This is a genomic window from uncultured Mobiluncus sp. (assembly GCF_947087965.1).
GTDB lineage: Bacteria > Actinomycetota > Actinomycetes > Actinomycetales > Actinomycetaceae > Mobiluncus.
In genome coordinates this window covers 72,223-95,877 of record NZ_CAMUES010000008.1, presented here as the reverse complement: position 1 = coordinate 95,877, position 23,655 = coordinate 72,223, and the positions used below count along the sequence as shown (strand labels likewise).

Annotated in this window: 20 protein-coding genes, 2 tRNA genes and 1 other RNA gene; 11 read left to right on the top strand and 12 right to left on the bottom strand. The window is 56.7% G+C overall.

Annotated features, from left to right (window positions below; all coding sequences use genetic code 11):
* The first annotated feature begins 110 nt into the window (after nt 1-110).
* The 4 genes from Q0V70_RS08680 to Q0V70_RS08665 all read left to right on the top strand — a co-directional run bounded on the left by Q0V70_RS08680 (nt 111) and on the right by Q0V70_RS08665 (nt 2,059).
* On the top strand, nt 111-410 hold the full coding sequence (locus Q0V70_RS08680) for a type II toxin-antitoxin system RelB/DinJ family antitoxin (RefSeq protein WP_297590809.1): 300 nt from the start codon (nt 111-113) through the stop codon (nt 408-410).
* A 108-nt stretch (nt 411-518) separates the two neighbouring features.
* Nucleotides 519-1,010, top strand: coding sequence for a hypothetical protein (locus tag Q0V70_RS08675; RefSeq protein WP_297590807.1), 492 nt, complete (start codon nt 519-521; stop codon nt 1,008-1,010).
* A gap of 498 nt (nt 1,011-1,508) precedes the next feature.
* On the top strand, nt 1,509-1,784 hold the full coding sequence (locus tag Q0V70_RS08670) for a type II toxin-antitoxin system RelB/DinJ family antitoxin (RefSeq protein ID WP_296181648.1): 276 nt from the start codon (nt 1,509-1,511) through the stop codon (nt 1,782-1,784).
* Nucleotides 1,781-2,059, top strand: coding sequence for a type II toxin-antitoxin system YafQ family toxin (locus Q0V70_RS08665; RefSeq protein WP_296181647.1), 279 nt, complete (start codon nt 1,781-1,783; stop codon nt 2,057-2,059). The genes Q0V70_RS08670 and Q0V70_RS08665 overlap by 4 nt, the downstream gene beginning before the upstream one ends.
* Nucleotides 2,060-2,533: 474 nt before the next feature.
* On the opposite strand, the gene ssrA is transcribed toward Q0V70_RS08665, so the two are convergent.
* Nucleotides 2,534-2,905, bottom strand: a transfer-messenger RNA (tmRNA) gene (ssrA, locus tag Q0V70_RS08660).
* Between the two features lie 323 nt (nt 2,906-3,228).
* Here ssrA and glpA point away from each other — a divergent pair.
* The 4 genes from glpA to glpK are packed head-to-tail and all read left to right on the top strand — an operon-like array spanning nt 3,229 to nt 9,183.
* On the top strand, nt 3,229-4,974 hold the full coding sequence (gene glpA, locus Q0V70_RS08655; RefSeq protein WP_297590804.1) for an anaerobic glycerol-3-phosphate dehydrogenase subunit GlpA: 1,746 nt from the start codon (nt 3,229-3,231) through the stop codon (nt 4,972-4,974).
* Complete coding sequence (gene glpB, locus Q0V70_RS08650; RefSeq protein ID WP_297590801.1) at nt 4,971-6,272, top strand: glycerol-3-phosphate dehydrogenase subunit GlpB; 1,302 nt, start codon at nt 4,971-4,973, stop codon at nt 6,270-6,272. The genes glpA and glpB overlap by 4 nt, the downstream gene beginning before the upstream one ends.
* Nucleotides 6,269-7,615, top strand: coding sequence for an anaerobic glycerol-3-phosphate dehydrogenase subunit C (locus Q0V70_RS08645; protein ID WP_297590798.1), 1,347 nt, complete (start codon nt 6,269-6,271; stop codon nt 7,613-7,615). Before glpB ends, Q0V70_RS08645 begins: the two co-directional genes overlap by 4 nt.
* Nucleotides 7,616-7,644: 29 nt before the next feature.
* On the top strand, nt 7,645-9,183 hold the full coding sequence (gene glpK, locus Q0V70_RS08640) for a glycerol kinase GlpK (protein ID WP_297590795.1): 1,539 nt from the start codon (nt 7,645-7,647) through the stop codon (nt 9,181-9,183).
* Between the two features lie 26 nt (nt 9,184-9,209).
* Here glpK and Q0V70_RS08635 read toward each other — a convergent pair whose 3' ends face one another.
* From Q0V70_RS08635 to leuC, 7 genes are all read right to left on the bottom strand, one after another.
* Nucleotides 9,210-10,118 (bottom strand): RimK family alpha-L-glutamate ligase, encoded by a 909-nt coding sequence (locus tag Q0V70_RS08635; RefSeq protein ID WP_295028452.1) that lies wholly within the window; start codon nt 10,116-10,118, stop codon nt 9,210-9,212.
* Between the two features lie 83 nt (nt 10,119-10,201).
* Nucleotides 10,202-11,329: a D-alanine--D-alanine ligase family protein gene (locus Q0V70_RS08630; RefSeq protein WP_297590792.1), complete on the bottom strand. Its 1,128-nt coding sequence runs from the start codon at nt 11,327-11,329 to the stop codon at nt 10,202-10,204.
* Between the two features lie 42 nt (nt 11,330-11,371).
* The gene (locus tag Q0V70_RS08625; RefSeq protein ID WP_297590790.1) at nt 11,372-11,872 is read right to left on the bottom strand and encodes a DUF732 domain-containing protein; all 501 of its coding nucleotides are present in this window, start codon (nt 11,870-11,872) and stop codon (nt 11,372-11,374) included.
* A gap of 37 nt (nt 11,873-11,909) precedes the next feature.
* A complete protein-coding gene (locus tag Q0V70_RS08620) occupies nt 11,910-12,740 on the bottom strand; it encodes a 1-acyl-sn-glycerol-3-phosphate acyltransferase (protein WP_297590787.1) in 831 nt (276 codons plus the stop codon).
* Nucleotides 12,737-14,056: a UDP-N-acetylglucosamine 1-carboxyvinyltransferase gene (murA, locus tag Q0V70_RS08615; protein ID WP_297590786.1), complete on the bottom strand. Its 1,320-nt coding sequence runs from the start codon at nt 14,054-14,056 to the stop codon at nt 12,737-12,739. The genes Q0V70_RS08620 and murA overlap by 4 nt, the downstream gene beginning before the upstream one ends.
* An 83-nt stretch (nt 14,057-14,139) precedes the next feature.
* Complete coding sequence (leuD, locus tag Q0V70_RS08610; RefSeq protein ID WP_297590783.1) at nt 14,140-14,778, bottom strand: 3-isopropylmalate dehydratase small subunit; 639 nt, start codon at nt 14,776-14,778, stop codon at nt 14,140-14,142.
* Nucleotides 14,779-14,804: 26 nt separating this feature from the next.
* Entirely contained in the window at nt 14,805-16,205 is a 1,401-nt protein-coding gene (gene leuC / locus Q0V70_RS08605; protein ID WP_297590781.1) for a 3-isopropylmalate dehydratase large subunit, read from the bottom strand.
* A gap of 144 nt (nt 16,206-16,349) precedes the next feature.
* Between leuC and Q0V70_RS08600 the strand changes: the two genes are divergently transcribed.
* The 3 genes from Q0V70_RS08600 (at nt 16,350) to mcrC (ending at nt 19,968) form a co-directional block, all read left to right on the top strand.
* On the top strand, nt 16,350-17,078 hold the full coding sequence (locus tag Q0V70_RS08600) for an IclR family transcriptional regulator (RefSeq protein ID WP_297590777.1): 729 nt from the start codon (nt 16,350-16,352) through the stop codon (nt 17,076-17,078).
* A gap of 98 nt (nt 17,079-17,176) precedes the next feature.
* Entirely contained in the window at nt 17,177-18,874 is a 1,698-nt protein-coding gene (locus Q0V70_RS08595; protein ID WP_297590773.1) for an AAA family ATPase, read from the top strand.
* Entirely contained in the window at nt 18,871-19,968 is a 1,098-nt protein-coding gene (gene mcrC, locus Q0V70_RS08590) for a 5-methylcytosine-specific restriction endonuclease system specificity protein McrC (protein WP_297590770.1), read from the top strand. The genes Q0V70_RS08595 and mcrC overlap by 4 nt, the downstream gene beginning before the upstream one ends.
* 69 nt (nt 19,969-20,037) lie before the next feature.
* Here mcrC and Q0V70_RS08585 read toward each other — a convergent pair.
* The 4 genes from Q0V70_RS08585 to Q0V70_RS08570 all read right to left on the bottom strand — a co-directional run bounded on the left by Q0V70_RS08585 (nt 20,038) and on the right by Q0V70_RS08570 (nt 23,622).
* Nucleotides 20,038-20,113, bottom strand: a tRNA-Glu gene (locus tag Q0V70_RS08585).
* Between the two features lies 1 nt (nt 20,114).
* A tRNA-Gln gene (locus Q0V70_RS08580) sits at nt 20,115-20,185 on the bottom strand.
* Between the two features lie 63 nt (nt 20,186-20,248).
* Nucleotides 20,249-21,934: a methyl-accepting chemotaxis protein gene (locus Q0V70_RS08575; protein ID WP_297590766.1), complete on the bottom strand. Its 1,686-nt coding sequence runs from the start codon at nt 21,932-21,934 to the stop codon at nt 20,249-20,251.
* Between the two features lie 62 nt (nt 21,935-21,996).
* Nucleotides 21,997-23,622 carry a methyl-accepting chemotaxis protein gene (locus Q0V70_RS08570; protein WP_366126938.1) on the bottom strand — a complete coding sequence of 542 codons (1,626 nt, stop codon included), beginning with the start codon at nt 23,620-23,622 and terminating at the stop codon, nt 21,997-21,999.
* Nucleotides 23,623-23,655 lie beyond the last annotated feature (33 nt).

Sequence of the window (23,655 nt, the reverse complement as noted above, 5' to 3'; positions counted from 1 at the left end):
GTTGAACACTCGCCCCAACCCCCGCCCTTGTGCATTACTTATTTACCGATATACCAAACAGGCGTACAATGGATATACAATGTACCACTTAAGGACAAGGGGTGATGGGTATGGCATCTTCCGCTGCAGCCCGGATTAACTTCCGCACCGATGCACAGACCAAGCAATCTGCCGAGAAACTCTTTGACGCCCTGGGACTTGATATGTCCACGGCGCTCAATATGTTCTTAAAGCAAGCGGTGCGTGAACAGGCACTTCCCATCCGCCCCGCCCTCGCCTACGTTCCCAATGCGCAAACCGCTCGTGCCATCGACGATGCCCAGAAGGTGATTGACGGCGAGAAACCCGAAACCGGGGCAGTCTTTAACGATGCCCACCAGGCGGCGCAATTCCTGGACAACCTCTCATGAAGATTATCTTCTACCGGGACTTTGCGGTGGAAGGCGCTTCAACCACAGCGAGGACGGGCGCGATGAGGCACAATATACAAATCGGCTAGCGCACCAGGAGGTGTAACGATGGTCTTACGAATCGTCTTGGAAGGGCTCGTTTTGGGCGCGCTGCTGGTTTTGGTCTGCGTCGTCGGCATCCGCAAAAGCCCGGTGGATATGGTGTATCTTTACCCTCCCGAAGTGCAGGAACGGTGCGTGAAGTTGGGTCTGACCACACCCGAGAGAATCAAGCGAGGCCGCGTGATTTTCAAAGCAATCTGTGTTCCCGGCTACATCATTTACGTGCTGGTCTGCGTTTATGCAATCAACGGCGCCAGAGGGTTCCTGGCGGGATTCTGGCAGATAGCGGCGATCCTGTTCATCATGAGCCTCATCGACCGTTTCTTTATCGATGAGTACTGGGTGGGGCGCACCGATGCGTGGGTCATCCCCGGTACGGAGGATTTGAAGCCCTACATCAGAGCCCGCGACAAGTGCAAAAAGTGGCTACTCAGCACGGTAGGGGTAGCGTTCTTGGCGGCTGTCCTGTCCGGCATCGCTACACTCTTCACCCGCTGAAGCGGAAGCCGCACAGAACACCTAAAAACCGCCTTATGCTAAGGACGTAAAATCCGCTCCGTGGGTCCATCACCCCACAGAACCAAGAATCCTAAACAAACTGGATTACTGAAACTGTTAACCTCAGGCGCTAAGTGTCATTTCGTGCAAATCTGCGCTGACTCTAAGTGTCATTTCGTGTTCACTACGGGTTATTTCGGGCAGCACGGCGCGGAAATGCCGCAGGCCCGCCGATGTGTTGACCACGACCACCAGCGATTCAACATGGCAATGTTTCTTTAGCTCCGGACATCCCTCAGGTTAGTAGCGGTTTTTTCTAATTCCTCGGGAGACGGCTGCAGTCCTGAACAGCCCCAGAGAACAAAGTCCTGGCTAGCTCCATTGTCAGTTCGAGTTAGCAGATTTAGACATAAAGAGTGCGTATTAGGCACACGTTACGCACATAACTATAGACTTTTAACCCGTAAGTTCTACGATTGTACTGGAGGAGGGCTAATCATGACCAAAGTTAGTACGAACATAAATTTGGATGCAGATCTCAAACGGTCAGCGCAAGAGTTGCTGAAAGATTTGGGTATGGATCTCACCACTGCCGTGACAATTTTCCTTCGTCAAACCGTGCGTGACCAGGGGATACCTTTTAGAATCACGAGAGATATTCCCAATGCGGAAACTTTGGCCGCTTTACAGGAATATGAGGCAATGAAAGCACACCCGGAACAATACCCGAGCTACGCAAACTTCCAGGAAGCCATGGAGGACGTTCTCGCATGAGCCTACGAGTTGTCCTGTCCAACCGCTTCAAAAAAGATTTGAAGCTGGCAAAAAGGCGCGGCCTGGATTTGGAACTTCTCAACTCAGTCGTTACGCAGCTTGCGAGCAGAAATACGCTTGACGCAAAGTACCGGGATCACAATCTCGACGGTAACTACGCCGGTTTCAGAGAATGTCACATCAGGCTCGATTGGCTCCTGATCTATCGAATAGATGGAAATCGTCTCATTCTGTTCCTGACCCGCACCGGTTCTCACGCTGACCTTTTTGGATAAAACAACACCACGAATGACGCTCACCTGAAAAACTAAGCAAATATCGAGGTTGGCATTATACCCCAAGTTTGACCCTCAGGGCGCGGTCTTTTTCCAGTAAGGCGTGCTGGTAAACATGACCGCTCCTGCATCAGAGTGTCCAGACCGTGCCACAAGTTCCGGCTAAAACGGCACACCAGTGCCGTTTTTACGCCTCCACGCTGCCACTTGGCGGCACACGCGGCTTACCGCCGCTTCCGCCAAGCGTCAACGACGGGGGGTTCAATTTCCTCACTCTTACATTTAGCTGTTTTTAGCGCGCAAGCGCGCTTAGAGGTGCTTCGGCGGCGAAGGCAAATCATTGCCTTCGCTTAATCGCCTCCGCACTGTTGCGCGATGGCTCACGCGGCTTACCGCCGCTGCCATCGCGCTACGGGGGTTCAATTCCCCATACTAAAACGTTCAAAACCTCAGCAAATGCTGAGGTTTTGAACGTTGTGGAGGTGGGGGGAATTGAACCCCCGTCCGATCGGGAATACTTGCTTCTTCTCCGGGTGCAGTCTGTATTAGATTCTCGGCCCCACGCTGCCCACAGACCGGGCCACGTCGGGCTAAAGTTACCTAAAATCTCGAATCAACCTAAGTAACCCAGGCGATTCCAGTGGCTCTAAAAACGACGCCAGGATCCGCAGCTAGAGCAACTGCGGGCTGACGGAATCAGTTCCCTTGGGTTAAGCAGCCAAGGTGAAGGATTCAGTACTGTTACGTTCAGCACTTATTGTTTCGTATCCATCGTTTACGAGATGAGGACACCTCCTCGACCCGCTTCTCTCAAGACACTACCGACCGTCGAAACCGATCACCCCCGCTATTCAGTTATCCCTGCCAATGGCAAGTATTCCATTGTAACCTCAGCCCAGAATTCTGTCCATCGCTCGGCGCACCCGGCGCATATTAGCCGGGAAGAATCTGAGCAAATGCACGAACGACCGATTTCACTTCCCAGACTTCACTAATTACCACCAGCAAAATGTCCCTATCTGCACAGACACAGTTTGCAATCAGGAACAATCCCGCCTGCACCTTCTAAAAACGGTAAGTCGTGCAACCGACTCCACCAAATGCCCCCCGCCCAGCTGCCGCCAGCGCGAAATGCCCCCATCTCACCGGACATCAGATAGGCTTTTAATATGAGTTCTCTCACCCGCCTGCACGCTGACCTCGTCGTTATCGGAGGCGGAGCTACCGGTGCCGGGGTGGCTCGCGATGCGGCAATGCGCGGCTACGATGTCATTCTGTTGGAACGCGCCGATATCGGGCAAGGGACTTCCGCTCGCTACCACGGACTACTGCACTCGGGCGGGCGCTACGTTATATCTGACCCCGAATCAGCCACTCAGTGCGCCGATGAAAACGCTATTTTGCGCCGTATCAACGCCGACGCACTGGAGGACGTGGGTGGCCTGTTTGTGTTGACCCCCAGCGACCCCGAGGAGTATGCGGACCGTTTCCTCCCAGCTGCCCTCAAAGCCGGCGTGACCTGCGAAGAAATTCCCCTCGGCACAGCTTTCAAGACCGAACCACGGCTGAATCCACAGATCAAACGCGCTTTCCAGGTCAACGATGGCGCGGTGGACGGGTGGAAACTCATCTGGGGAGCCCTAGAATCCGCCCAGGAATACGGCGCGACAATCCTGCCCTACCACCGGGTCGAATCGATTATCGTCAAGGACGGTGCAATCCGCGCGGTGTCAGCTCGGGATGAAAAGACCGGCACAGACGTTCACGTTGATTGTCGCTTTGTTATCAACGCGGCCGGACCGTGGGCGGGTCAGATTGCTGAAATGGCAGGTGCCAGCGATATCGAAATTATACCCGGTCGTGGTATTATGATTGGTTTTAATCAACGTCTGGTTCACCACGTCATCAACCGCTGTGCCCTCTCCGGCGACGGCGACATCCTGGTGCCAGCCCATCCCATCTGCATCATCGGCACCACCGACCAACCCGCCGTCAAACCGGATTTCCTGGCCATCAAGCCGGAAGAAGTCCAACAAATGCTCGACAAGGGCGAACAGCTGGTTCCCGGTTTGCGCCAAGCCCGCCCCTTGCACGTCTGGGCTGGAGCTCGCCCGCTGTTGCGAGATGTGCGCGTCAGCGTCACTGACACTCGACACATGACTCGTGGCATGGCCATTCTCGACCACCTGGAACGCGACGACATTCGCGGTTTCCTGACCATTGTGGGCGGCAAACTCACGACTTATCGTCTGATGGCGGAAAAGGTCGTGAACATTATGTGTCACCAGCTGGGCGACAATCGGGTTTGCACCACCGCACAAGAGCCGGTTCCCTCTGCCCGCGCCCGCCGCTTCAGCCATTTGTCCGACCGGTTGCAGGCCCGCGAAACAGACCGCCACGACGACCCCATCATCTGCGAGTGTGAACTGGTCAACCAGCGGATGATTTTGAAGACTCTGGCTGAAAATCCTTTGGCTAATATCGACGATTTGCGCCGCCAGCTGCGCATTGGCATGGGACCTTGCCAGGGCAGTTTTTGCGGGGCACGCACCGCGGGCATTATCCACGATTTTCGCTTGAAAAATCTTCCGACGCCGCCCGCTTCTGCGGTGGTAGCTCCCCCAGATTCCCCCACTTCCAATACCGTTACTCCTACCGCCACCGACTGCCCCGCGGCACTGCGTGCTGACGTCAGCACCACCATGCTGAACCTGTTCCTGTCCAATCGCCTAGGAGGAATCACTCCGATTCTCTACGGAGCATTGGCGCGCGAAATGGCTCTGCAGAGGTGGATTATGGGAACCTTAGACTTGGAACATCTGCCCGGCCCCAGCCCGGTTTCTAGTCGCGCTACTGGCGACCTGGCTTTAAATCATGGCACAGGTCATGCCGAACCAGCAGGAGGCGCCCGATGAAAATCGCCGTAATCGGTGCGGGATTAGCCGGTTTAAGCGCTGCCCTCATGGCTCACAAAAAAGGATACCAAGTTACGGTATACACCAAAGGCCTCGGCGGCCTGGTACTTTCCGCCGGCACCGGCGATTTGTTGGGCTACCTCCCCAACCGTCCTGACCCGGTAGTTGGCGACCCTTACCAAGCTGTCGACGACCTGCCAGATAACCACCCGTACCGCCTCATTGGGACCGAACGCTTACGCGCCGGAATGGAATGGTATCGGCGCGCCTTGCCCGATTTTTGGGTACCCAATGCCACGAACACGAACACATTCCTGGCTTCCGCCTTGGGATCCGTTCGCCCCACCCATCTGGTGCCCCAAACCTGTGCCGCGGGAGCCCTGCGTGACCAGATGAAATTGCTGGTAGTGGGCCTCAAACAATTTAAAGATTTTCCCGCGACCCTCATCGCCGACAACCTCAATCGCTCTGAGCGGTTCTCGCTTTCGGCGCGGGCAGTGACCCTGGATTTGAGCGGACGCGGAAACGAAGCCGACGTCACCGCCACGGACTACGCCAGGAACTTTGACGTCGCTGACCTGGATCCGCAGCGAGCCGCTAAACTGCGCCAAAAATTCGCCACTCTACTGAACGACACCGTGCAAACCGGGGAAACCATCCTCATTCCAGCGCTGCTGGGATTGAGCCCGCGAACTTTTAGTGAATTTCAATCCCTGGTTCACGCGCCAGTTGCCGAAGTTCCCACTGTTCCCCCTTCTATCTTGGGGCGACGCGCCTACGACATATTAGTTAACAGCTGCCGCGAAGCCCGCGTAGACATCCACACCAACTGCGCGGTTTTGTCCGCCTACAGCCTGGACGGCACCGTGACCGCGCTGCGGGTCGCGCGGGCCGGGGGGGTGGACGAAGTGAAAGTTGACGCAGTTTTAGACGCAGCCGGCGGAATGACCTCGGGCAACTTCGAGCGCGACTCACACTTAAATATCCAAGAAAAGGTCTTTAATCTTCCCGTGTTCACTCCCGCACCCAACGCCACCGGCTACCTCAATTCAATTCATCAGGTTGACCGAGAAAATCGTCAGGAACTCGAACGCGTGCTGATGTCAGGAGTGGCGGTCGATAACACGATGCGTCCCGTTGACGCGTCCGGACACCGGCTTTACGACAATGTGTTTTGCTTGGGCGAAATGCTGGGAGCCTGCGCGCCATGGCGCGAGCTTTCCGGTGAAGGCCTCGCCTTAGGTAGCGCCTGGGCGGCCGTGCAATCATTGGCGTCTCTTGAGAGGAGCCGGTCATGACGGAAATCACCGCGCTAGATTACGCCAAAGCAAACCTGGCGCGCACTTCCCTGGATCAGTGCCTGAAATGCACCATCTGCGAGACCCAATGCCCGGTCATGCGGGTCACCCCAAACTTTTCCGGGCCCAAATTCGTAGGTCCCCAAGCGGAGCGTTTCCGCAAAGGTCAGTCAGTCGATAAGTCCCTAGACTACTGTTCGGGCTGCTCCATCTGTACTACCGTATGCCCCCACGGAGTAAAGATTGCCGAACTGAACGCCCAAGCTCGGGCCGTCATGAAGGCCGACAACATGCCCTTGCGCGACCGCCTGATTACCCAAACTGAGCTGGAAGGTAAACTGCTGACCCCGCTAGCCCCCATCGCAAACGCGGCGATACGGAACCGGCCGATTCGCAAACTTGTGCAGGCCGTTATCGGGGTCCACGCCGACGCCCCCACCCCTGTGGCTCAATCCACCAGCTTCTTGACCTGGTGGAAGAGGCACGAAAAGGAGGTCTATGGCGGCCCCTACGTCCCGCGCCGTCCCCAGTCGACCATGTACCTGCCTTCTGAAATGAAGTGGCACCGCGGCCCGATTGTGTTCTTCCACGGCTGTGCGGGGGCGTACTTTGAGGTATCCACGTCCATCGCGACGGTCGAAGTGCTGGAGCATCTGGGGTATCGCGTCATCGTCCCGAAACAGGGCTGCTGCGGGCTGGCGTCACAATCAAACGGGCTGTTCAACGACGCTTCGCGCCACGTCTTGCAGCTGGCACACCAACTGCAGCGCGCCGGGGAGAACCTGCCAATCGTTTCCTCTTCGGGGTCTTGCGCGGGAATGCTGCGCCATGAAGCCCGCGAAATCATGGGGTTGGAAGATGCTGTTCTGCGAGATGTGGGCGCACGCCTGTTCGAGACTTCCGAATTCATCGCACATCTGATGGACGAGGGCGAATTCCCGGAAAGCGACTTGCACCCACTGAACTTGACCCTGACCTATCACCAGCCCTGCCAGGTGAAATCCCAGGGTATCGGCAAGCCGGCGATTCGGATGCTGGAAACTATCCCCGGCGTGCACGTAGTGGAATCGGGTCAGCCCTGCTGCGGTATCGCCGGAACCTACGGACTAAAGAAAGAAAAATTCGCCGTGGCGCAAGCCATCGGTAAACCGCTGTTTGCAAAAATTAAATCCGTGAACCCCCACTTGGCGGCCTGCGACACCGAAACGTGTCGCTGGCAGATTCGGAAAGGAACCGGCGCCGAAGTCGTTCACCCCATCGAGATTCTCGCTCGCGCGCTGGGACTGCCAGGACAGGGTGCGAGCGGCTCCCCAAAATCTGGCCACCGGCCTTGTGAAGCCTGAGGAAAAACGATACGAAAGGACAGACAACGATGTCTCAGAAAAAATATGTGATGGCGATTGACCAGGGCACGACTTCATCTCGGGCCATTATTTTTGACCACTACGGGCGCATAGTTTCGGTCGGTCAGATAGAGCATGAACAGATTTTTCCTTCTCCCGGATGGGTCGAACATGATGCGACCGAAATCTGGTTCAACGTGCGGGAAGTCGTGGGCCGCGCCTTGGGGAACGCAACGAAACAGACCGGGATGGAGCTCAACCACCACGACATCGCCGCCCTGGGCATCACCAACCAGCGCGAAACCACCATCGTGTGGGACAAAACCACTGGTCAGCCCATCTATAACGCAATCGTGTGGCAGGATACTCGTTCCCAAGACCTGGTGGACCGGTTGGCGGCAAACGGCGGGCCGGACCGGTGGCGTCCGATAGTGGGCGAAACCCTGTCCACCTATGCCTCCATCACCAAGATTATGTGGATTTTGGAAAACGTGCCCGGAGCGCGCGAACGTGCCGAACGGGGCGAGTTGCTGTTCGGTAACCCGGACACTTGGGTCATCTGGAACATGACCGGAGGCATCAACGGCGGTCTGCATGTCACTGACGTGACGAATGCATCGCGCACCATGCTGATGGATATTCACACTTTGCAGTGGCGCGAGGACATCTGTCAGGAGGCGGGGATTCCCCTCAATATGTTGCCCGAGATTCGTTCCTCGTCAGAAGTTTACGGTCAGTGCCGCCAAGACGGTTTGCTGGCTGGGGTGCCGCTGTCTGGGGATTTGGGTGACCAGCAGGCCGCGACCTTTGGCCAGGCCTGTTTTGAGCCAGGCATGGCAAAGAACACTTACGGCACGGGATGTTTCATGCTGATGAATACCGGCACCACCCCGATGCCTTCGGAAAACGGCATGATTACCACGGTATGTTACAAGATTGGCAACGAGCCTACCGTTTATGCGTTGGAGGGATCCATCGCGGTAACCGGCTCGCTAATCCAATGGCTGCGGGACAACCTGAACGTCATCGAGGCTTCCGAGGACGTGGAGGACTTGGCTTCCTCGGTGAAAGACAACGGCGGGGTCTATTTCGTGCCGGCGTTTTCCGGGCTGTTCGCGCCCTACTGGAAGGGGGACGCGCGGGGAACAATTGTCGGCATGACCCGCTACAACACAAAAGGACACTTGGCGCGCGCCGCCCTGGAAGCAACCGCTTTCCAGACCCGAGAAGTCTTGGACGCGATGGAGTCCGATTCTCACGTGAAGCTCGGCGAGTTGCGCGTTGACGGCGGCATGACAGCAAATAACCTGCTGATGCAGTTCCAGTCCGATATTTTGGGTGTACCGGTCGTGCTGCCGATGGTGGCCGAAACGACCGCTCTGGGCGCCGCCTACGCCGCCGGCATCGCCGTCGGTTTTTGGAGCGGCACCGCGGACGTCACCAACAATTGGCAGGAAAACCACCGGTGGAACCCCACCATGGAACCTGGTGAACGGGACCGCACCCTGCGCTTGTGGAAGAAAGCCGTGACCCGGACTTTTGACTGGGTAGACGACGACGTCCGGTAAACCTCAACCGCTGACGAAAAGCCGGCTTACCAGTAATAGCGCTGGATAATGGCGTCCGCGAAGTGCTCCACCGCCTCCCGGGCGGAATCCAGGTACAGGTTGCCTTCTACCAATGATATTTCCATGACGTAGTACGAGCCTTTGCCGTCAGCCACCATGTCAATCCGGTCGTAAAGTACCTGGGTATCGTGTTCCGAGGTTAACTTAATGTAGTCGTGAATGTAGCGTCGAACCTGCTCGCCCCAGCCCCATTCTTCCTGGCTGGAATAACGGGCGGTGACGATTTGTTCCGGCTCCGGCCCCTCGCAGGCGGCGTGCAACATAGCACCCTTTTGCACCGTATGGGAAATGACCCCGTTGTAGTACACAATCGAGACTTCGCCTTGTGTCTCAACTTCCTCTAGGTAGCGCTGAATCATCACGCCTGAACCGGCAGACAGCAGGTCCATCGCGTGTTCGATAGCTTCGCGCCGCGAATTGGCAGAAGTCGAAGTGTAACGCCCCACGCCGCGCCCCCCGCTGGAGATGGTCGGCTTCACCACGAAGTCGCCAAAGGCGGGGAAACGGGAGTGAACCTGATGTTTAGTGAGGTTCCGTTCGGGTTCCAGCCAAGTCGTCGGAATGATGGGCATCCCCAACTTTTGTAGCTCGCGCAGGTAGTGCTTATCCGTGTTCCATTCCAAGATTTCCGGGGTGTTCAGCAACTTTGGTACGGAACGCGCCCACTTGAGGAACTCCTCGCGGCGATGCGCATAGTTCGGAGTCGAACGCAGCACCGCAAAACGGCCCTCCGACCAATCCACGCTAGGGTCGTCCCAGCTGCGCATGACCGGTTCGATTCCGTGGTCGCGCAAAGCATCACATAAGTCCTGGTCACCTGCCAATCCTTGCGGAGTTTCGGAGCTCATCACCAAAATGACTTTATTATCTGACATCGTCGTCCTTTCGATTCATATTCATTCTATCTGTAGTTTCGGCTAACGGGGCCGCTCCGGGCGTGACGATAGCTGCGTCCGCCTCACCGCAACCCCTGCGGGTGAGCCAAAGCCAGCTCAATCAGCTCAGTGACCAGGTCGGTGTAGGACAGCCCCACGTTTTCCCACATTCCCGGATACAGGGAGTAGGGCGTCATTCCGGGCATGGTGTTGACCTCGTTGAGGATAATTTCCCCGGTATCGGGCACATAGAAAAAGTCCACCCGGCTCAGGCCCTCCCCGCCCAACAGCTGGAAAGCCTGGCGGGCGTAGCTCTGAATCTGCGTCGCGACACCGGCGGGAATCTGGGCGGGAATCTGGAGTTGCACCGCCTCGTTAGCAAAATACTTGGACTGGAAATCGTACATTCCAGGAGTGGAAACCATCACGACTTCCCCCGGCGGGGTGGTGCGGGGGGCTCCCCCGGCACGCCCCTCCAAAACAGCACACTCAATTTCACGAGCGCCCTGCACCGCGGCCTCCACGATAACTTTCGGGTCGTGGCGGCGAGCGGCGACGACCGCAGCCTCAAAGTCCTGCCACGAGTCCACCCTGGTGACCCCGAGGGATGACCCGGCACGCGCCGGCTTCACGAAGACCGGCAAACCCCACGCCAGAATCGGAGCCGGGACTTCGTCCGCACGGTGGCGCCAATCGAAGTCGGTGATGACGTGGTAGCGTCCCACGGGAATCCCCCCATGTTCCAACAGAACTTTCGCACACCCCTTGTCCATACCGTTCGAGGAAGCGCCCACCCCGCAACCGGTATAGGGCACGCCAACCATCTCACACAGACCCTGTATCGTCCCGTCCTCTCCGTAAGGTCCGTGCAGCAGTGGCATCACCACATCCACACGGCCCAGGTCCTTGATAGGAGCGCTGGGCGTGCGGGAATCCCAAAAGAATAAATGCTGGTTTTGCGGCACCAACGCTACAAATGTCCCGTTGTCCTCAATCTCGGCCCCCTGGCCGTCCTGGAGACGCAGCGAATCGGACTCGTCAGGCATCAACACCCACGCTCCGGCCTTGGTAATTCCGATTGGTATCGGTTCGAAACGCGTGCGGTCGATATGGTCGAGCACACCCGCTGCCGTGGCGCAAGAAATCGAGTGTTCCCCGCTGCGCCCGCCGAAAATAACCGCTACCCGGGTCTTTTGTTCGCCTTCACTCATGGGTAAAACTTTAGTCCTTTCGGGGGTTTTTCTAGAATTCCTTTAGGCTGGCTCGGTTACCGTAGGCGTAGGAGCCGGTTTGGGGGCAAAGTTTTCCAGCCAACCATCCAGTTTCGATTCCTGTTCGGGACACAGGGACATCGCTGCAGATTGCTCCACCCCAATCCAGAATTGCACCTGGGTGGCCGGCATCGGCAGCTTATCCGACTCGGAGCCATTCTCACTTTCGGCAATGAATGCCAGCACCCGAGTGGGGTCCCAGCCAGATTCCAGCTTTCCGCACGCCCGCCATCCCATTTTGGTGACTTCTTTGCGCAGTTCAGCAGGGAAACCGGGGTTCAGGAAAGTAATCTGTTTCCAATAGGTTTCCTCACGAGCGGCCGCGTCGGCGGGACGCTGCTCTGGATTATTGCCGTTGATATTGCCAAATTCCCACGCCAGGAACAATCCGGCGGCAAAGAAAATGAAAGCGCCAATCACGGTTTTTTTGGTTCTCTTGTCCCAGATACCGGTGTCTTCGGCATCATCGTCGAAGTCTCGCAACGCTCGCCCCCTTTCTGTTCCAGGTATTCCAACAGGTCTAACGCGACTTTTTCCCGCCTTTGGGACGGTTTTTCTTACGTCCATAGCGGTCGCCGTCGACTTTCATGTCCCACACTTTCGCGGGGGGTTCTTCACCGGGTCTCAGACCCCGCAAAAGTTCGGTCAAGTCAGCCATAATCCGCCGGGTCGCCTCCGTCACGGCCTCGTGATTGTCCTGTTTCCCATAGAGGTCGCTCAAGTCGACGGGTGCGCCCGCCACCAGCGCCACCCGACCGCGGGGCGGCCAGTGCAGTTTTCCGTAGGGTGCCAAGGTCTTGTGCGCCCCCCACTGGGCGACGGGCACCACCTGCACCTGGGTTTCCAACGCCAATCGCGCTGCGCCGGTGTGGGCTTTCATCGGCCACAGGTCGGGGTCACGAGTGAGGGTGCCTTCCGGAAACATTCCCACGCACTCCCCAACTCTCAGGGCGGCTTTGGCGGCAATCAGGGAATCGGCCGCATGGGAGGTTTCCCGAAACACCGGAATCATCCGCGAGTGTCGAGCGCAAAAACCCACCACCGGCCAATGCATCATTTCTTCTTTCATCAGCATTCGCGGGGAATAGTGGTTAGCTACCAGGAACTGCGCAAACGTGACCGAGTCGATTTCCGTGACGTGATTGGACACGGCGATAAATCCGCCGCTTCCAGGCAAGTTTTCCACCCCAGCATAGTGCCGCTTCATCAGCGCTATCAGCACCGCGCGCACGGGCAGCGAAGCCCAAAAGTACACCCATCCCATCGCGGGACGACCCGCCCGGTTCAGCCGGAAGGGACGGGAAAACTGCGCGACCAGCCTGGTGCGGTCAGAACCGGAAGTTTTCGTCATGAGTGCAGCTCCACCTGTGCGTCCAAAGCCGTTAGCTTGTTCATAAAGTTTTCATAGCCGCGGTTGATGATGTCCACTCCGGAAACATTCGATACGCCCTGTGCCGCCAAAGCGGCGATGAGGTGCGAAAAACCGCCGCGCAAATCCGGAACCTCAATATCCGTGCCGTGCAGCGGGGTCGGCCCGGAAATGACTGCGGAATGATAAAAGTTCCGCGCCCCGAAACGACACCGCAGTCCGCCCAGGCACTCGCGATAGACCTGAATATGTGCCCCCATCCGACGCAGCGCCTCAGTGAAACCGAAACGATTTTCGTACACGGTCTCGTGCACAATCGACAAACCTTGAGCCTGCGTCAACGCCACCACCAGGGGCTGCTGCCAGTCGGTCATGAAACCGGGGTGAACATTGGTTTCCAGCACGATTGATTTCAAATCGCCCTGAGTGCCGCGCCGGAAACGAATCGAGTCTTCGGTGATGTCAAAATCCCCGCCGACCTTGCGGAACGTGTTGAGGAACGTCATCATGTCAGCCTGACGAGCGCCCTTGACCGTGATATCCCCACCGGTCACCAACGCCGCGGAAGCCCACGACGCCGCCTCAATCCGATCTGGCAGGGCGGTATGGGTAAATCCGTGCAGTTCATCGACACCTTCAATGCGGATGACCCGGTCGGTGTCCACGGAGATAATCGCGCCCATCTTTTGCAGGATAGCAACCAAATCCATGATTTCGGGTTCGACTGCCGCCCCGCGCAGCTCGGTGATGCCCCGCGCCCGCACCGCGGTCAGCAGGGTTTGTTCCGTAGCTCCCACGCTGGGATAAGGCAGCTCAACTTTCGTACCCTCCAGGCCATTTGGTGCGGAAATATGGATGCCATTGGGTAGTTTGTCGACTTCCGCGCCGAAAGCCCGCAAAGTATTGAGGTGAAAATCGATGGGCCGGCCGCCGATATTGCAGCCGCCCAGATTCGGAATAATCGCCTCTCCCAGGCGGTGTAGCAGCGGCCCGCACAGCAGGATGGGGATACGCGACGAGCCGGCGTGTCGGTCGACGTCTTGCACCGAAGCCGCCGCAACCTTGACGGGGTTCATCGTCAGCACACCCTCGGTTTTGTCGAAATCTACCTCGACCCCGTGCAGGTTCAACAGTTTCGTGACCACTTCGACGTCGCGGATGTCCGGCACGGACGCCAGCTGCGACTGTTCCGGGGAAAGCAACGACGCCACCATGGCCTTGGGGACCAGGTTCTTGGCTCCCCGCACGGTTATCTCGCCTTGCAGCGGTCGCCCGCCGTTCACCTGCAAAACCGACATCGGCTTCCTTCCGTCAACTCAATAGGTTCCTCCCATTTTACCCCGCGGCGCTCACACACCGCGTAGGGTCGCCACTCCCGGCTCTAGTTCACGGGACGTGCGGGAATAACCGGCTCGGACGGCAGGTGTTTGGCCGGCAGCGTCTTGGGTTTAAATGACGGACGCCGCGCTTCGTAAGCAGCGATGGCCGCCTCGTCGCGCAGGGTCAACGAAATATCGTCCAACCCTTCCATCAAACGCCAGCGCGTGTAATCATCGATAGCAAAACTGCAGGTGGAATCCCCAACAGTGGCGGTACGCGCCTCCAAATCCACGCAAACTTCCGCCCCCGGGTGAGCTTGTAGAATCTCCCAGAGCCGGTCGCAGTCAGCCTGGCTGATGACCCCCGTCACCAAGCCCTGTTTCCCGGCATTACCCCGGAAAATATCAGCGAATTTCGGCGAGAGAATGACTTTGAAACCGTAGTCGCGCAGCGCCCACACCGCGTGTTCACGACTCGATCCGGTGCCAAAGTCTTTGCCCGCCACGAGGACGGTACCCGACCGGTAAGCCTCCTGATTCAGCACAAACTTCGGGTCCGTGCGCCAGGCGGCAAACAGCGCGTCATCGAACCCGGTCTTTGTCACGCGTTTCAAATAAACCGCGGGGATAATCTGGTCGGTATCCACGTTCGTGACCTGCAGCGGAACTCCCACGCCGGTGTGTTTTGTAAACTTTTCCATTTGTTTTCCTTTTCTCCAAGCTGAGTCTATAGGTCATTGGGACTGCTGAGAGTGCCGCGAATCGCGGTGGCGGCGGCGACCAGCGGACTGACCAGGTGGGTACGCCCGCCCTTGCCCTGGCGGCCCTCAAAGTTGCGGTTGGACGTCGAGGCGGAACGCTCGCCGGGCGCGAGTTTGTCCGGGTTCATCGCCAGGCACATGGAACACCCGGCGTTGCGCCACTCGGCACCGAAATCGCGGAAAATCTGATCGAGGCCTTCCCGTTCCGCTGCCAAACGCACCCGCGCGGACCCCGGCACCACCAGAACTCGCACGTCCGGACTCTTGTGACGGCCCTTCACGACCTTGGCGGCGGCACGTAAGTCCTCCAGACGACCGTTTGTGCACGAGCCGATAAACACCGTGTCCACTTTGATGTCGCGCATTTTTGTGCCCGGCTGCAAATCCATGTACGCCAGGGCTTTCTGCGCAGTCAGGCGCGCGGTTTCATCACTAAGCGCAGCGGGATTGGGCACTTCCCCGCTCAACGCCACCCCCATGCCCGGGTTGGTGCCCCAGGTCACGAATGGTTCGAGGGCGTCGGCATCAATATCAACCTCAGCATCGTAGACAGCGTCCGCGTCGGTTGGCAGGGTTCGCCAGTACGCTACGGCAGCGTCCCAATCCGCTCCCTCAGGGGCGTGCGGACGGCCTTGTAAGTACGCAAAAGTCGTGTCGTCCGGGGCAATCATGCCGGCACGCGCCCCGGCCTCGATGGACATATTGCAAATCGTCATCCGCGCTTCCATCGACAAGCCCTCAATCGCGGAGCCGCGGTATTCTAGGACGTAGCCCTGGCCGCCATTGGTGCCGATTTTCGCGATAATTGCCAAAATCAGGTCTTTCGAGGTCACACCCGGTTTCAAATGCCCGGAAACATTGATCGCCATCGTCTTGAAAGGAGCCAACGGCAGGGTTTGGGTCGCCAACACGTGTTCGACTTCCGAAGTGCCAATTCCGAAGGCCAGCGCTCCAAAAGCCCCGTGGGTAGACGTGTGCGAGTCGCCGCAGACGACGGTCATGCCCGGTTGGGTCAACCCCAGCTGCGGCCCGACCACGTGGACAATACCCTGGTCGGCGTCGCCCAGGGAGTGGAGGCGGAGCCCGAAGTCCGCGGCATTTTTTCGCAGAGTTTCAATCTGTAGCGCAGAGGTCGGGTCGGTAATGGGACGGTCAATGTCTTGTGTCGGGGTGTTGTGGTCCTCGGTAGCCAGCGTCAGTTCGGGGCGGCGCACCTTTCGCCCGGCTTGACGCAGCCCGTCAAAGGCTTGTGGACTGGTCACTTCGTGGCATAGCTGCAGGTCGATATAGAGCAAATCCGGCGCTCCGTTTTCCCCTTTTTTCACCACGTGGTCGCGCCATACTTTTTGTGCAAGCGTCTCACCCATTTTTGCCTCTTTTCGTTGCGCATTCCGGAACGTTCGCCCGTTGGGGACGGTGCGGAGTTCTGCGGGTTTTCCTGTTGTTATCAATGTTTACCCGGTATTACCAGCCAACTTGCATTTCACATTGTGAGATGGCAATATCAAGGTATGGACAAGTCTAGCGCAAATTCCGGTGTAGGGGTACTCGACAAAGCTGTACTGATTCTCTCGACCTTGGAGGCCGGTCCCGCGACCCTGGCTCAACTGGTGGACACCACGCATTTGGCCCGGCCCACCATTTACCGCCTAGCGGTGGCTTTGGAACATCATCGTTTCCTGACCCGGGACTCCCAAGGTCGCTTCACGTTGGGGCCCCGCCTAGCGGAACTGGCCGGAGCAGCCGGGGACGACAGACTTTTGAGTGTCGCCGCGCCGGTGCTGACTGCCCTGCGCGACCATACTCACGAGTCTTGCCAACTGTATCGCCGTCAAGGCGACCAGCGGATTTGTGTGGCAGCCGCCGAACGACCCATCGGTTTGCGCGACTCAATTCCGGTGGGAGCGACCCTAACTATGCAAGCCGGATCCGCCGCCCAGATCCTGCTCGCGTGGGAGGAACCCGAACGCCTGCACCGGGGGCTGCGTGGGGCGGCCTTCAACGCCACTATGCTTTCAGAAGTGCGTCGGCGCGGTTGGGCACAATCAGTTGGGGAACGCGAACCCGGCGTCGCCTCCGTGTCCGCCCCGGTCCGCGGCGCGACCGGCCGCGTGGTCGCTGCTGTGTCTGTATCGGGACCCATCGAACGCTTGGGACGCCAGCCCGGCCGCGCCCACGGCACCGCCGTCGTCGCCGCCGCCAACCGCTTGAGCGAATTCCTGCGCCGCGACGAGGAATAACCCGGCCGGTCTCGGGTCCGTAAATAACTCTGAAATTTTCACCTCCAGGGTCATCTCTAAACTATGTTTTAGATAGTGTTCCACCGAGAGGATGAAAAATGGGAGACAAGCATTTCACATGGAATGACTTTTACACTAAGTTCGCGGATCAGCTGCTGACCTACCGCGACGACAGAGGGTCACTAATCCGTAAATTACAGGCCGTGTTCGCCAATCTGGGGATGGACCTACCTACCTTGGACTCGGTTCCAGTTCCCTCGGACATAGATCCGTTTACCGTATTTGGGTTGTTCAACAAGGGGATGCTCGACTCGAAACGAAAAGCCATCATCACGTCTCTCGCGCAGGAATTTTCTGTATCCGCCCAGCCGGTAGAGGACTTCGACGGAATTCCCGTTTTAATGCCGCAGATGGCCACCTACTATGGATTTAAAAATGATTCGCGACGCCAGCCCTCGGACATCGATAACCTCTGGCTCATGTACCGTGCCGCCCTGGACTATGCCAGGGATAAATCTGTCCCGAATCGCGATTCTTTCATTGAAAATTTTGACCGGGTTCGCAAACAGTTCGCCGTAAAGTGGAATCTGACAATGGCCCTGTACTGGATACGCCCGCATGACTACATGAGTTTAGAATCGAGAAATCGTTGGTATCTCACTAAGCAATCCACATTTGAGAGTGCTCTTGGAGCAAGGATAAAGGAACTGCGTAGCGCCCTGCCTACAGGCAGCCAATACCTGGAAATATGCGACAGTATTGCAGATTCCTTGAAAACCGGCTCATCCCGGCAGCGCACGTTCTACGAACTTTCGTACGCAGCTTATTTAAGTTTTGAAGCTGCGAAGCAACAAAATAAGGAAAAAGCCAACGAAACCCCGATTCAAACGGCAGTGGTCACGCGGGATGATGACTCAGATGATACCCCCAACGATTTTCAACCGTATTCCACCGATGACTTCCTCGCGGAGGTCTACCTCGATACTCAGGAGTACGAAGACTTGCGTGGCATTCTCGGCTGGAAAAAGAACATCATTCTGCAAGGGCCTCCCGGAGTGGGCAAAACATACGCCGCCAGGAGACTGGCTTATTCGATGATGGGAACCCGAGACTCGAGCCGCGTTGAGCTGGTACAGTTCCACCAAAGCTATTCCTATGAGGACTTCGTGATGGGATACAAGCCTGATGGCTCTGGTTTCGCCTTGAAAGACGGGGTTTTCAAGCGTTTTTGCGACCTAGCTCGGCTCGATAGCGACAATGAGTATTACTTCATCATTGATGAAATTAACCGCGGCAATCTCTCTCAGATATTCGGTGAACTGTTGGTGTTGCTTGAGGCTGACAAGCGGGGAAAGCCGGCGACCTTGGCCTACACAGACAAACCATTTAGCGTACCGGGGAATCTTTACGTTATCGGGATGATGAACACCGCGGACCGCAGTCTCGCTCTGATTGACTATGCGCTGCGGCGACGCTTCAGTTTCTTTGAGATGAAGCCCGCTTTCGCTTCAGAGGGCTTCCAGCAGTATCAAAGCTCCTTAGAGAACGAGAACTTCAATACTGTGGTCAGAACCATTGCTGAACTGAACCACGACATTGCCGACGACCCGGCCTTGGGCAAAGGATTCTGTATCGGTCACAGCTACCTGTGTGGCACCAGCAAAGACAAGATAAAAGACGAATGGCTGCGCGCTGTATTAAGGTATGACATCATCCCCCTACTCGAGGAGTACTGGTTTGATGAGCCGGAAAAGTTGGAATCATGGAAATTCCGCTTGGAAGGTCTCATCCCATGAGCGCCAAGGAACCCATCCTGGTAAAAAATATTTTTTACATGCTGTCCTACGCGTATCGTGAGCTGAACCGTGGAGAGTACGCCCACCTTGACAGAGAAGCGTTCGACAACATTCATTCCTTGTTTGCCGCTATTTTGTCTGCGGGAATCGGACGGCAAATCAAGCAGGGATTGCCGCGGGAATATCTGGAAACCCACGGTAATCTCATCACCGTCCGCGGTCGCGTTGACATCCCTGCCACACTTCGCAACCGCTTGAATCAGAAACAACGAATCTCGTGCAGTTTCGCCAAGCTGTCCACGGATAACCTCGCCAATCAAGTCTTGGCTGCTACGGCCCGACTGCTGTTGAGACATGCAGATGTGAAGAAAAAACATCGCCAGGAACTGAAACGCGCCCTGCTGTTTTTCTCAAACGTCACTCCCGTAGATTTACGCACTATACGGTGGAATACCCTCATTCTGACCTCCCGCAACCGGTCCTACCGGCTGCTTCTGTCTATCTGCCAGCTCGTTGTGGAAGGTATGCTGCCGCGTGAACAGCACGGCGAATACCGGCTCGCAAAGTTCCTTGATGACCAGGAAATGAGCCGTCTATACGAAAAATTCCTGTTGGAATACTTCCGACGCGAACACCCGTCCCTACAGGTAAACGCCAGCCAAGTCCCTTGGGCGCTCGAGCCAGGCGCAGACGACACATTACTGCCCCAGATGCGCTCGGATGTCACCTTGACGGACGCTCACGGACACACCCTGATTATTGATGCCAAATATTACAGCCGGATTTTAACCAAGTATTACAACAAAAATAACTTCCGCTCCGCGAATTTATACCAGATTTTCACTTACGTTAAGAACTACACGGCCACGGCGTCTACGATGACGTCCGAATCTGTGGTTTCGGGAATGCTGCTGTACGCCAAGACTGACGAGCAAGTTCCTGCAGAAAGTACCTGGAACATGAGCGGTAACACCATTAGCGTCGCCACTTTGGATCTGAATCAAGACTTTGCCGAAATCCGAGCGTGCCTAGACGGCATCGTGGAACGTTTCTTTCCCGAACTGGCAACTCCGAAGGCAACCGGAGGGATGTAACCAAAAAGCTGCGCGATTCCCGCGCAGCTTGGCAAACATACATGCAGTTTGAAAACCTCTTTCAAGAGGTGGTACCCCCAACCGGATTTGAACCGGTGTTACCGCCGTGAGAGGGCGATGTCCTAGGCCGCTAGACGATAGGGGCGCTGGGGTACCAGGATTCGAACCTAGACTGAGTGAACCAGAATCACTAGTGCTGCCGTTACACCATACCCCATGACACTCGGCGAAAAAATCCCTGACGAGATTATCGCACCGAGTGTCAAGGTTACCCTAATAACTAGGCATTTGGCAAGTTCTCAGAGTCGCCTTTCTTTTCGTAAACCAGCATCGAGATATTGTCAAACATCTCTTTCGAGGCCTCGACCAATTCGTCCGAGGCATGCTGGAGGGTTTCCACACCCTTGCCGGCTTCCTGGGCAATCTCTTGATATTGAGAAATGGTTTCCGCAATCGAAGCCGAACCGGTCGCCGCTTCAGCCACAGAACGGCTCATCTCGTTGGTCGTAGCGGTCTGTTCCTCCACGGCCGCCGCAATAGTGGTCTGGTAGTTGTTGATCTGGTTGATGATGTCAGAAATCTTTTCGATTGCTGCCACCGCGCCATCCGTATCAGCTTGGATAGCCGTAATCTTGGCAGTGATGTCATCGGTTGCTTTTCCGGTTTCCTGGGCTAGGTCCTTGACCTCACCAGCCACCACCGCGAAGCCTTTACCGGCATCCCCGGCACGAGCCGCCTCAATGGTGGCGTTCAGGGCCAGCAGGTTGGTTTGCTCGGCAATAGCGGTGATGGTGTTGACCACATCACCAATTTCGCGCGAGGAAACCCCCAGCTTAGAAACAGTTTCACTGGTTCGCTGCGCCACTTCGGTAGCCTCCCCAGCCACCCTGGCAGCTTCGTTAGCGTTGGAAGAAATCTCGCGAATCGAGGCGCCCATTTCTTCCGCACCAGCAGCCACGGTCTGAATCGACTGCGTCACATCGCCGGCCGCGCCAGCCACGACCTGCGTTTGAGCAATGACTTCCTCGGTCTCCTTGTAGCCCTCATCGATGCCGTCCCCGACCGCCTTCGCCACAGAATTGACCTTTTGAGCCGTTGTGGCAGCCGAACCAACAACTTGACGCAGGGTTGCCAAACTCTCGTTGAGTTTCATCGCCACGTCACCCAGTTCATCGTTCATTAGCATCTCGGCTTCATCTGTCATGTCGCCCTTAGACAGCGACTCGATGGAATCCCCTGTGTTCGCCACGGTCTTGCGCAGCACGCGACGCACAAAGAAACCAATGAGCAGCGCAAGAATCAGCACCACCAGGTAAACGACGCACATGACAATCAGGACAATCGTTGACACCGATTCAGACTGCTCGGTTGCCGCGTCCATCTTGGATTCCAACGCGTTGACAATCTGCGGGACCAGGTCGCTGAGCTGATTAGCCAAGTCCAGCACATCAATAGCCGCGGCTTCTTCACCCTTGCCCTGGTTGACCAGTTCGGTAATCTGGTTGACTTCAGCTTCAAACTTCTTCATCACTTCTGTAGCCTGAGCCACCAGTGGCGCGATGGTCTGATCGTCAATCTTTGACATTTCTTCCAAGCGCTGATCCGTCAGCTCCATGAAGTGCTTAACGTTCTCGGTGGCCACCTTCATCGAGGCATCACGAGCTTCAGAACTGATGGTCTGGGACGTGCCAATCCGTTTGAGCTCGCGTTCCGAGGCAATCAAACGCGTCATGTCATAGTGCATGGCCTGAGCCGCCTCGACCTGACTCTGTTCAGCTACATAGCTCTCCGTGGAGTTGCCATAGATGCGTACACCCACCACGAACAGCAGCAGCATCACCAGCAGACCGACAATACCGGCAGCCCCGATGGCGCCTATCTGAACGACCAGGGGCAGCCGCCGCATCTTCTTGCCTTTGGCGTTAACCCGCGCTTTACCAGCATTCTTCGCCGCCGCATCACTCATTGTCTTTTCTCCAGTATTCGCGCTCACTGTACTTTGTAAATCCGTAGTCACAATCGTCCTCCCTAGTACTTGAACTCATTGAGGCGGGTAACCAGGTCGTTCGACTCTGTAGCCAGTACGCCCATCTTTTGATCCACATCAGCAAATCTCTCAGCCAAGTTTGTGGTGTTACGAGCAATATCAGCCACATTTTCCGCGATGGTGGTAGAACCATCAGCAGCCTCCGAAACCGACCGGCTCATTTCGTTGGTCGTGGCGGTCTGTTCCTCAACCGCGGCCGCAATAGTGGTCTGGTAATCGTTGATGGAGGCGATGATGTTGGATATTTCTTCGATGGCAGCAACTGCGGCCTCCGTATCGGTCTGGATCTGTTCGACCTTGACGGCGACTTCCTCAGTAGCGCGTCCCGTCTCCGCCGCCAAGTCCTTGACCTCGCTAGCAACCACGGCAAAGCCTCGTCCGGCATCTCCCGCTCGTGCGGCTTCAATAGTCGCGTTCAGGGCCAGTAGGTTCGTCTGTTCCGCTACCGCCGTAATCGTCTCAATGACTTCACCGACCTCGCGGGAAGACTCACCAAGTTTAGCCACGGTTTCGTTCGTTTGCTGGGCGACTTCCGAGGCTTCCTTGGCCACTCCAGCGGCCGCGTTAGCGTTGGAAGAAATCTCTTTAATCGAGACGCTCATTTCCTCCGCACCAGCAGCGACGGTTTGAATAGAGCGAGAAACTTGCTCTGCTGCCGCCGCTCCGCTATTGATGTAGTCGGTAGCTTTCTGGGTGGCGCCTACTGCTTCGCGAGAGCCTTCCCCAATTCCTGCGGTAATCTTGCCGACGTTCTCTGCCGCGCCGATGGTTACGGCGATGCTTTGACGTAAGCCACCCATAGCATCGTTGAAGTGGTCGCCCATATCGCCGACCTCATCTCTGCTGTGACGCTGCACCTCAGCGGTAAAGTCGCCTTCCGTGAGTTTGTCCATCCCTGCGGAAAGGGCGCGGACCGACTTGATCATGGGCGCTACCAACAGACGAACAATCAGGAAAACCAACACTGCCCCGATAACGAGAATAACGATTGAAATAATGATGGTCGTGCCTTCGGTTGTCGCACGGGCATGTGCGGCAGCTTCGCGTTCAACTTCGTAAGTGTCCAGCAGGGCGCGGGACTTGTCCGCAAAAACGAAACCGTTTTCTTCCTCGAACTGGCCAAAGACGTTTGAAGCCTCCAAAGCCCGGGCGTTGTTCCCCGCTGCGTTCTGGGTGAACTCACCCCAAGCGGCGGAATAGCTGTCATAAGCGGCGCGCATATCCGCAACCAAGGCTTTTTGTTCACTGCTCAGAGGGGCTTTTTCCAAGTTACTGAGACCATCACTAACTTTCCCCAGCAGCTCATTAACCTCGTTGACTGCATCGCCCGAGCTGTTCAGGTTTCCAATCTTTCCAGATTGCAGCTGGGTGAGCAGCATAATGTCCTGGGAACGGAGGTTAGACCAGTCAATCCTGGCATCTTCCACGATTTCTACTTCATCGAAACTGGCAACCTCTTTTTGGAATATCCCTCGGTACGCCTGCAGTGATATGATCATGTAGATTAGCATCAGACCCAACAGTACTGCCGCGAGCAGCGCTATGAGGTGGGTCTTCATAGCGACAGAAAGCTTCTTCGTTTTCACTTGTAACTCCTGATTATTCACATCTGTGTCAATCGGATAGTGTCGGACTATCGG

What these genes read in the sequence shown, in the direction of transcription:
- glpK (WP_297590795.1), top strand. Translation starts at nt 7,645, where the DNA reads ATGTCTCAGAAAAAATATGTGATGGCGATTGACCAGGGCACGACTTCA.
- Q0V70_RS08680 (WP_297590809.1), top strand. Translation starts at nt 111, where the DNA reads ATGGCATCTTCCGCTGCAGCCCGGATTAACTTCCGCACCGATGCACAG.
- glpA (WP_297590804.1), top strand. Translation starts at nt 3,229, where the DNA reads ATGAGTTCTCTCACCCGCCTGCACGCTGACCTCGTCGTTATCGGAGGC.
- leuC (WP_297590781.1), bottom strand. Translation starts at nt 16,205, where the DNA reads ATGGGTGAGACGCTTGCACAAAAAGTATGGCGCGACCACGTGGTGAAA.
- Q0V70_RS08595 (WP_297590773.1), top strand. Translation starts at nt 17,177, where the DNA reads ATGGGAGACAAGCATTTCACATGGAATGACTTTTACACTAAGTTCGCG.
- Q0V70_RS08630 (WP_297590792.1), bottom strand. Translation starts at nt 11,329, where the DNA reads ATGAGTGAAGGCGAACAAAAGACCCGGGTAGCGGTTATTTTCGGCGGG.
- mcrC (WP_297590770.1), top strand. Translation starts at nt 18,871, where the DNA reads ATGAGCGCCAAGGAACCCATCCTGGTAAAAAATATTTTTTACATGCTG.
- Q0V70_RS08600 (WP_297590777.1), top strand. Translation starts at nt 16,350, where the DNA reads ATGGACAAGTCTAGCGCAAATTCCGGTGTAGGGGTACTCGACAAAGCT.
- glpB (WP_297590801.1), top strand. Translation starts at nt 4,971, where the DNA reads ATGAAAATCGCCGTAATCGGTGCGGGATTAGCCGGTTTAAGCGCTGCC.
- Q0V70_RS08675 (WP_297590807.1), top strand. Translation starts at nt 519, where the DNA reads ATGGTCTTACGAATCGTCTTGGAAGGGCTCGTTTTGGGCGCGCTGCTG.
- Q0V70_RS08670 (WP_296181648.1), top strand. Translation starts at nt 1,509, where the DNA reads ATGACCAAAGTTAGTACGAACATAAATTTGGATGCAGATCTCAAACGG.
- leuD (WP_297590783.1), bottom strand. Translation starts at nt 14,778, where the DNA reads ATGGAAAAGTTTACAAAACACACCGGCGTGGGAGTTCCGCTGCAGGTC.
- Q0V70_RS08645 (WP_297590798.1), top strand. Translation starts at nt 6,269, where the DNA reads ATGACGGAAATCACCGCGCTAGATTACGCCAAAGCAAACCTGGCGCGC.
- Q0V70_RS08620 (WP_297590787.1), bottom strand. Translation starts at nt 12,740, where the DNA reads ATGACGAAAACTTCCGGTTCTGACCGCACCAGGCTGGTCGCGCAGTTT.
- Q0V70_RS08665 (WP_296181647.1), top strand. Translation starts at nt 1,781, where the DNA reads ATGAGCCTACGAGTTGTCCTGTCCAACCGCTTCAAAAAAGATTTGAAG.
- Q0V70_RS08575 (WP_297590766.1), bottom strand. Translation starts at nt 21,934, where the DNA reads ATGAGTGATGCGGCGGCGAAGAATGCTGGTAAAGCGCGGGTTAACGCC.
- murA (WP_297590786.1), bottom strand. Translation starts at nt 14,056, where the DNA reads ATGTCGGTTTTGCAGGTGAACGGCGGGCGACCGCTGCAAGGCGAGATA.
- Q0V70_RS08635 (WP_295028452.1), bottom strand. Translation starts at nt 10,118, where the DNA reads ATGTCAGATAATAAAGTCATTTTGGTGATGAGCTCCGAAACTCCGCAA.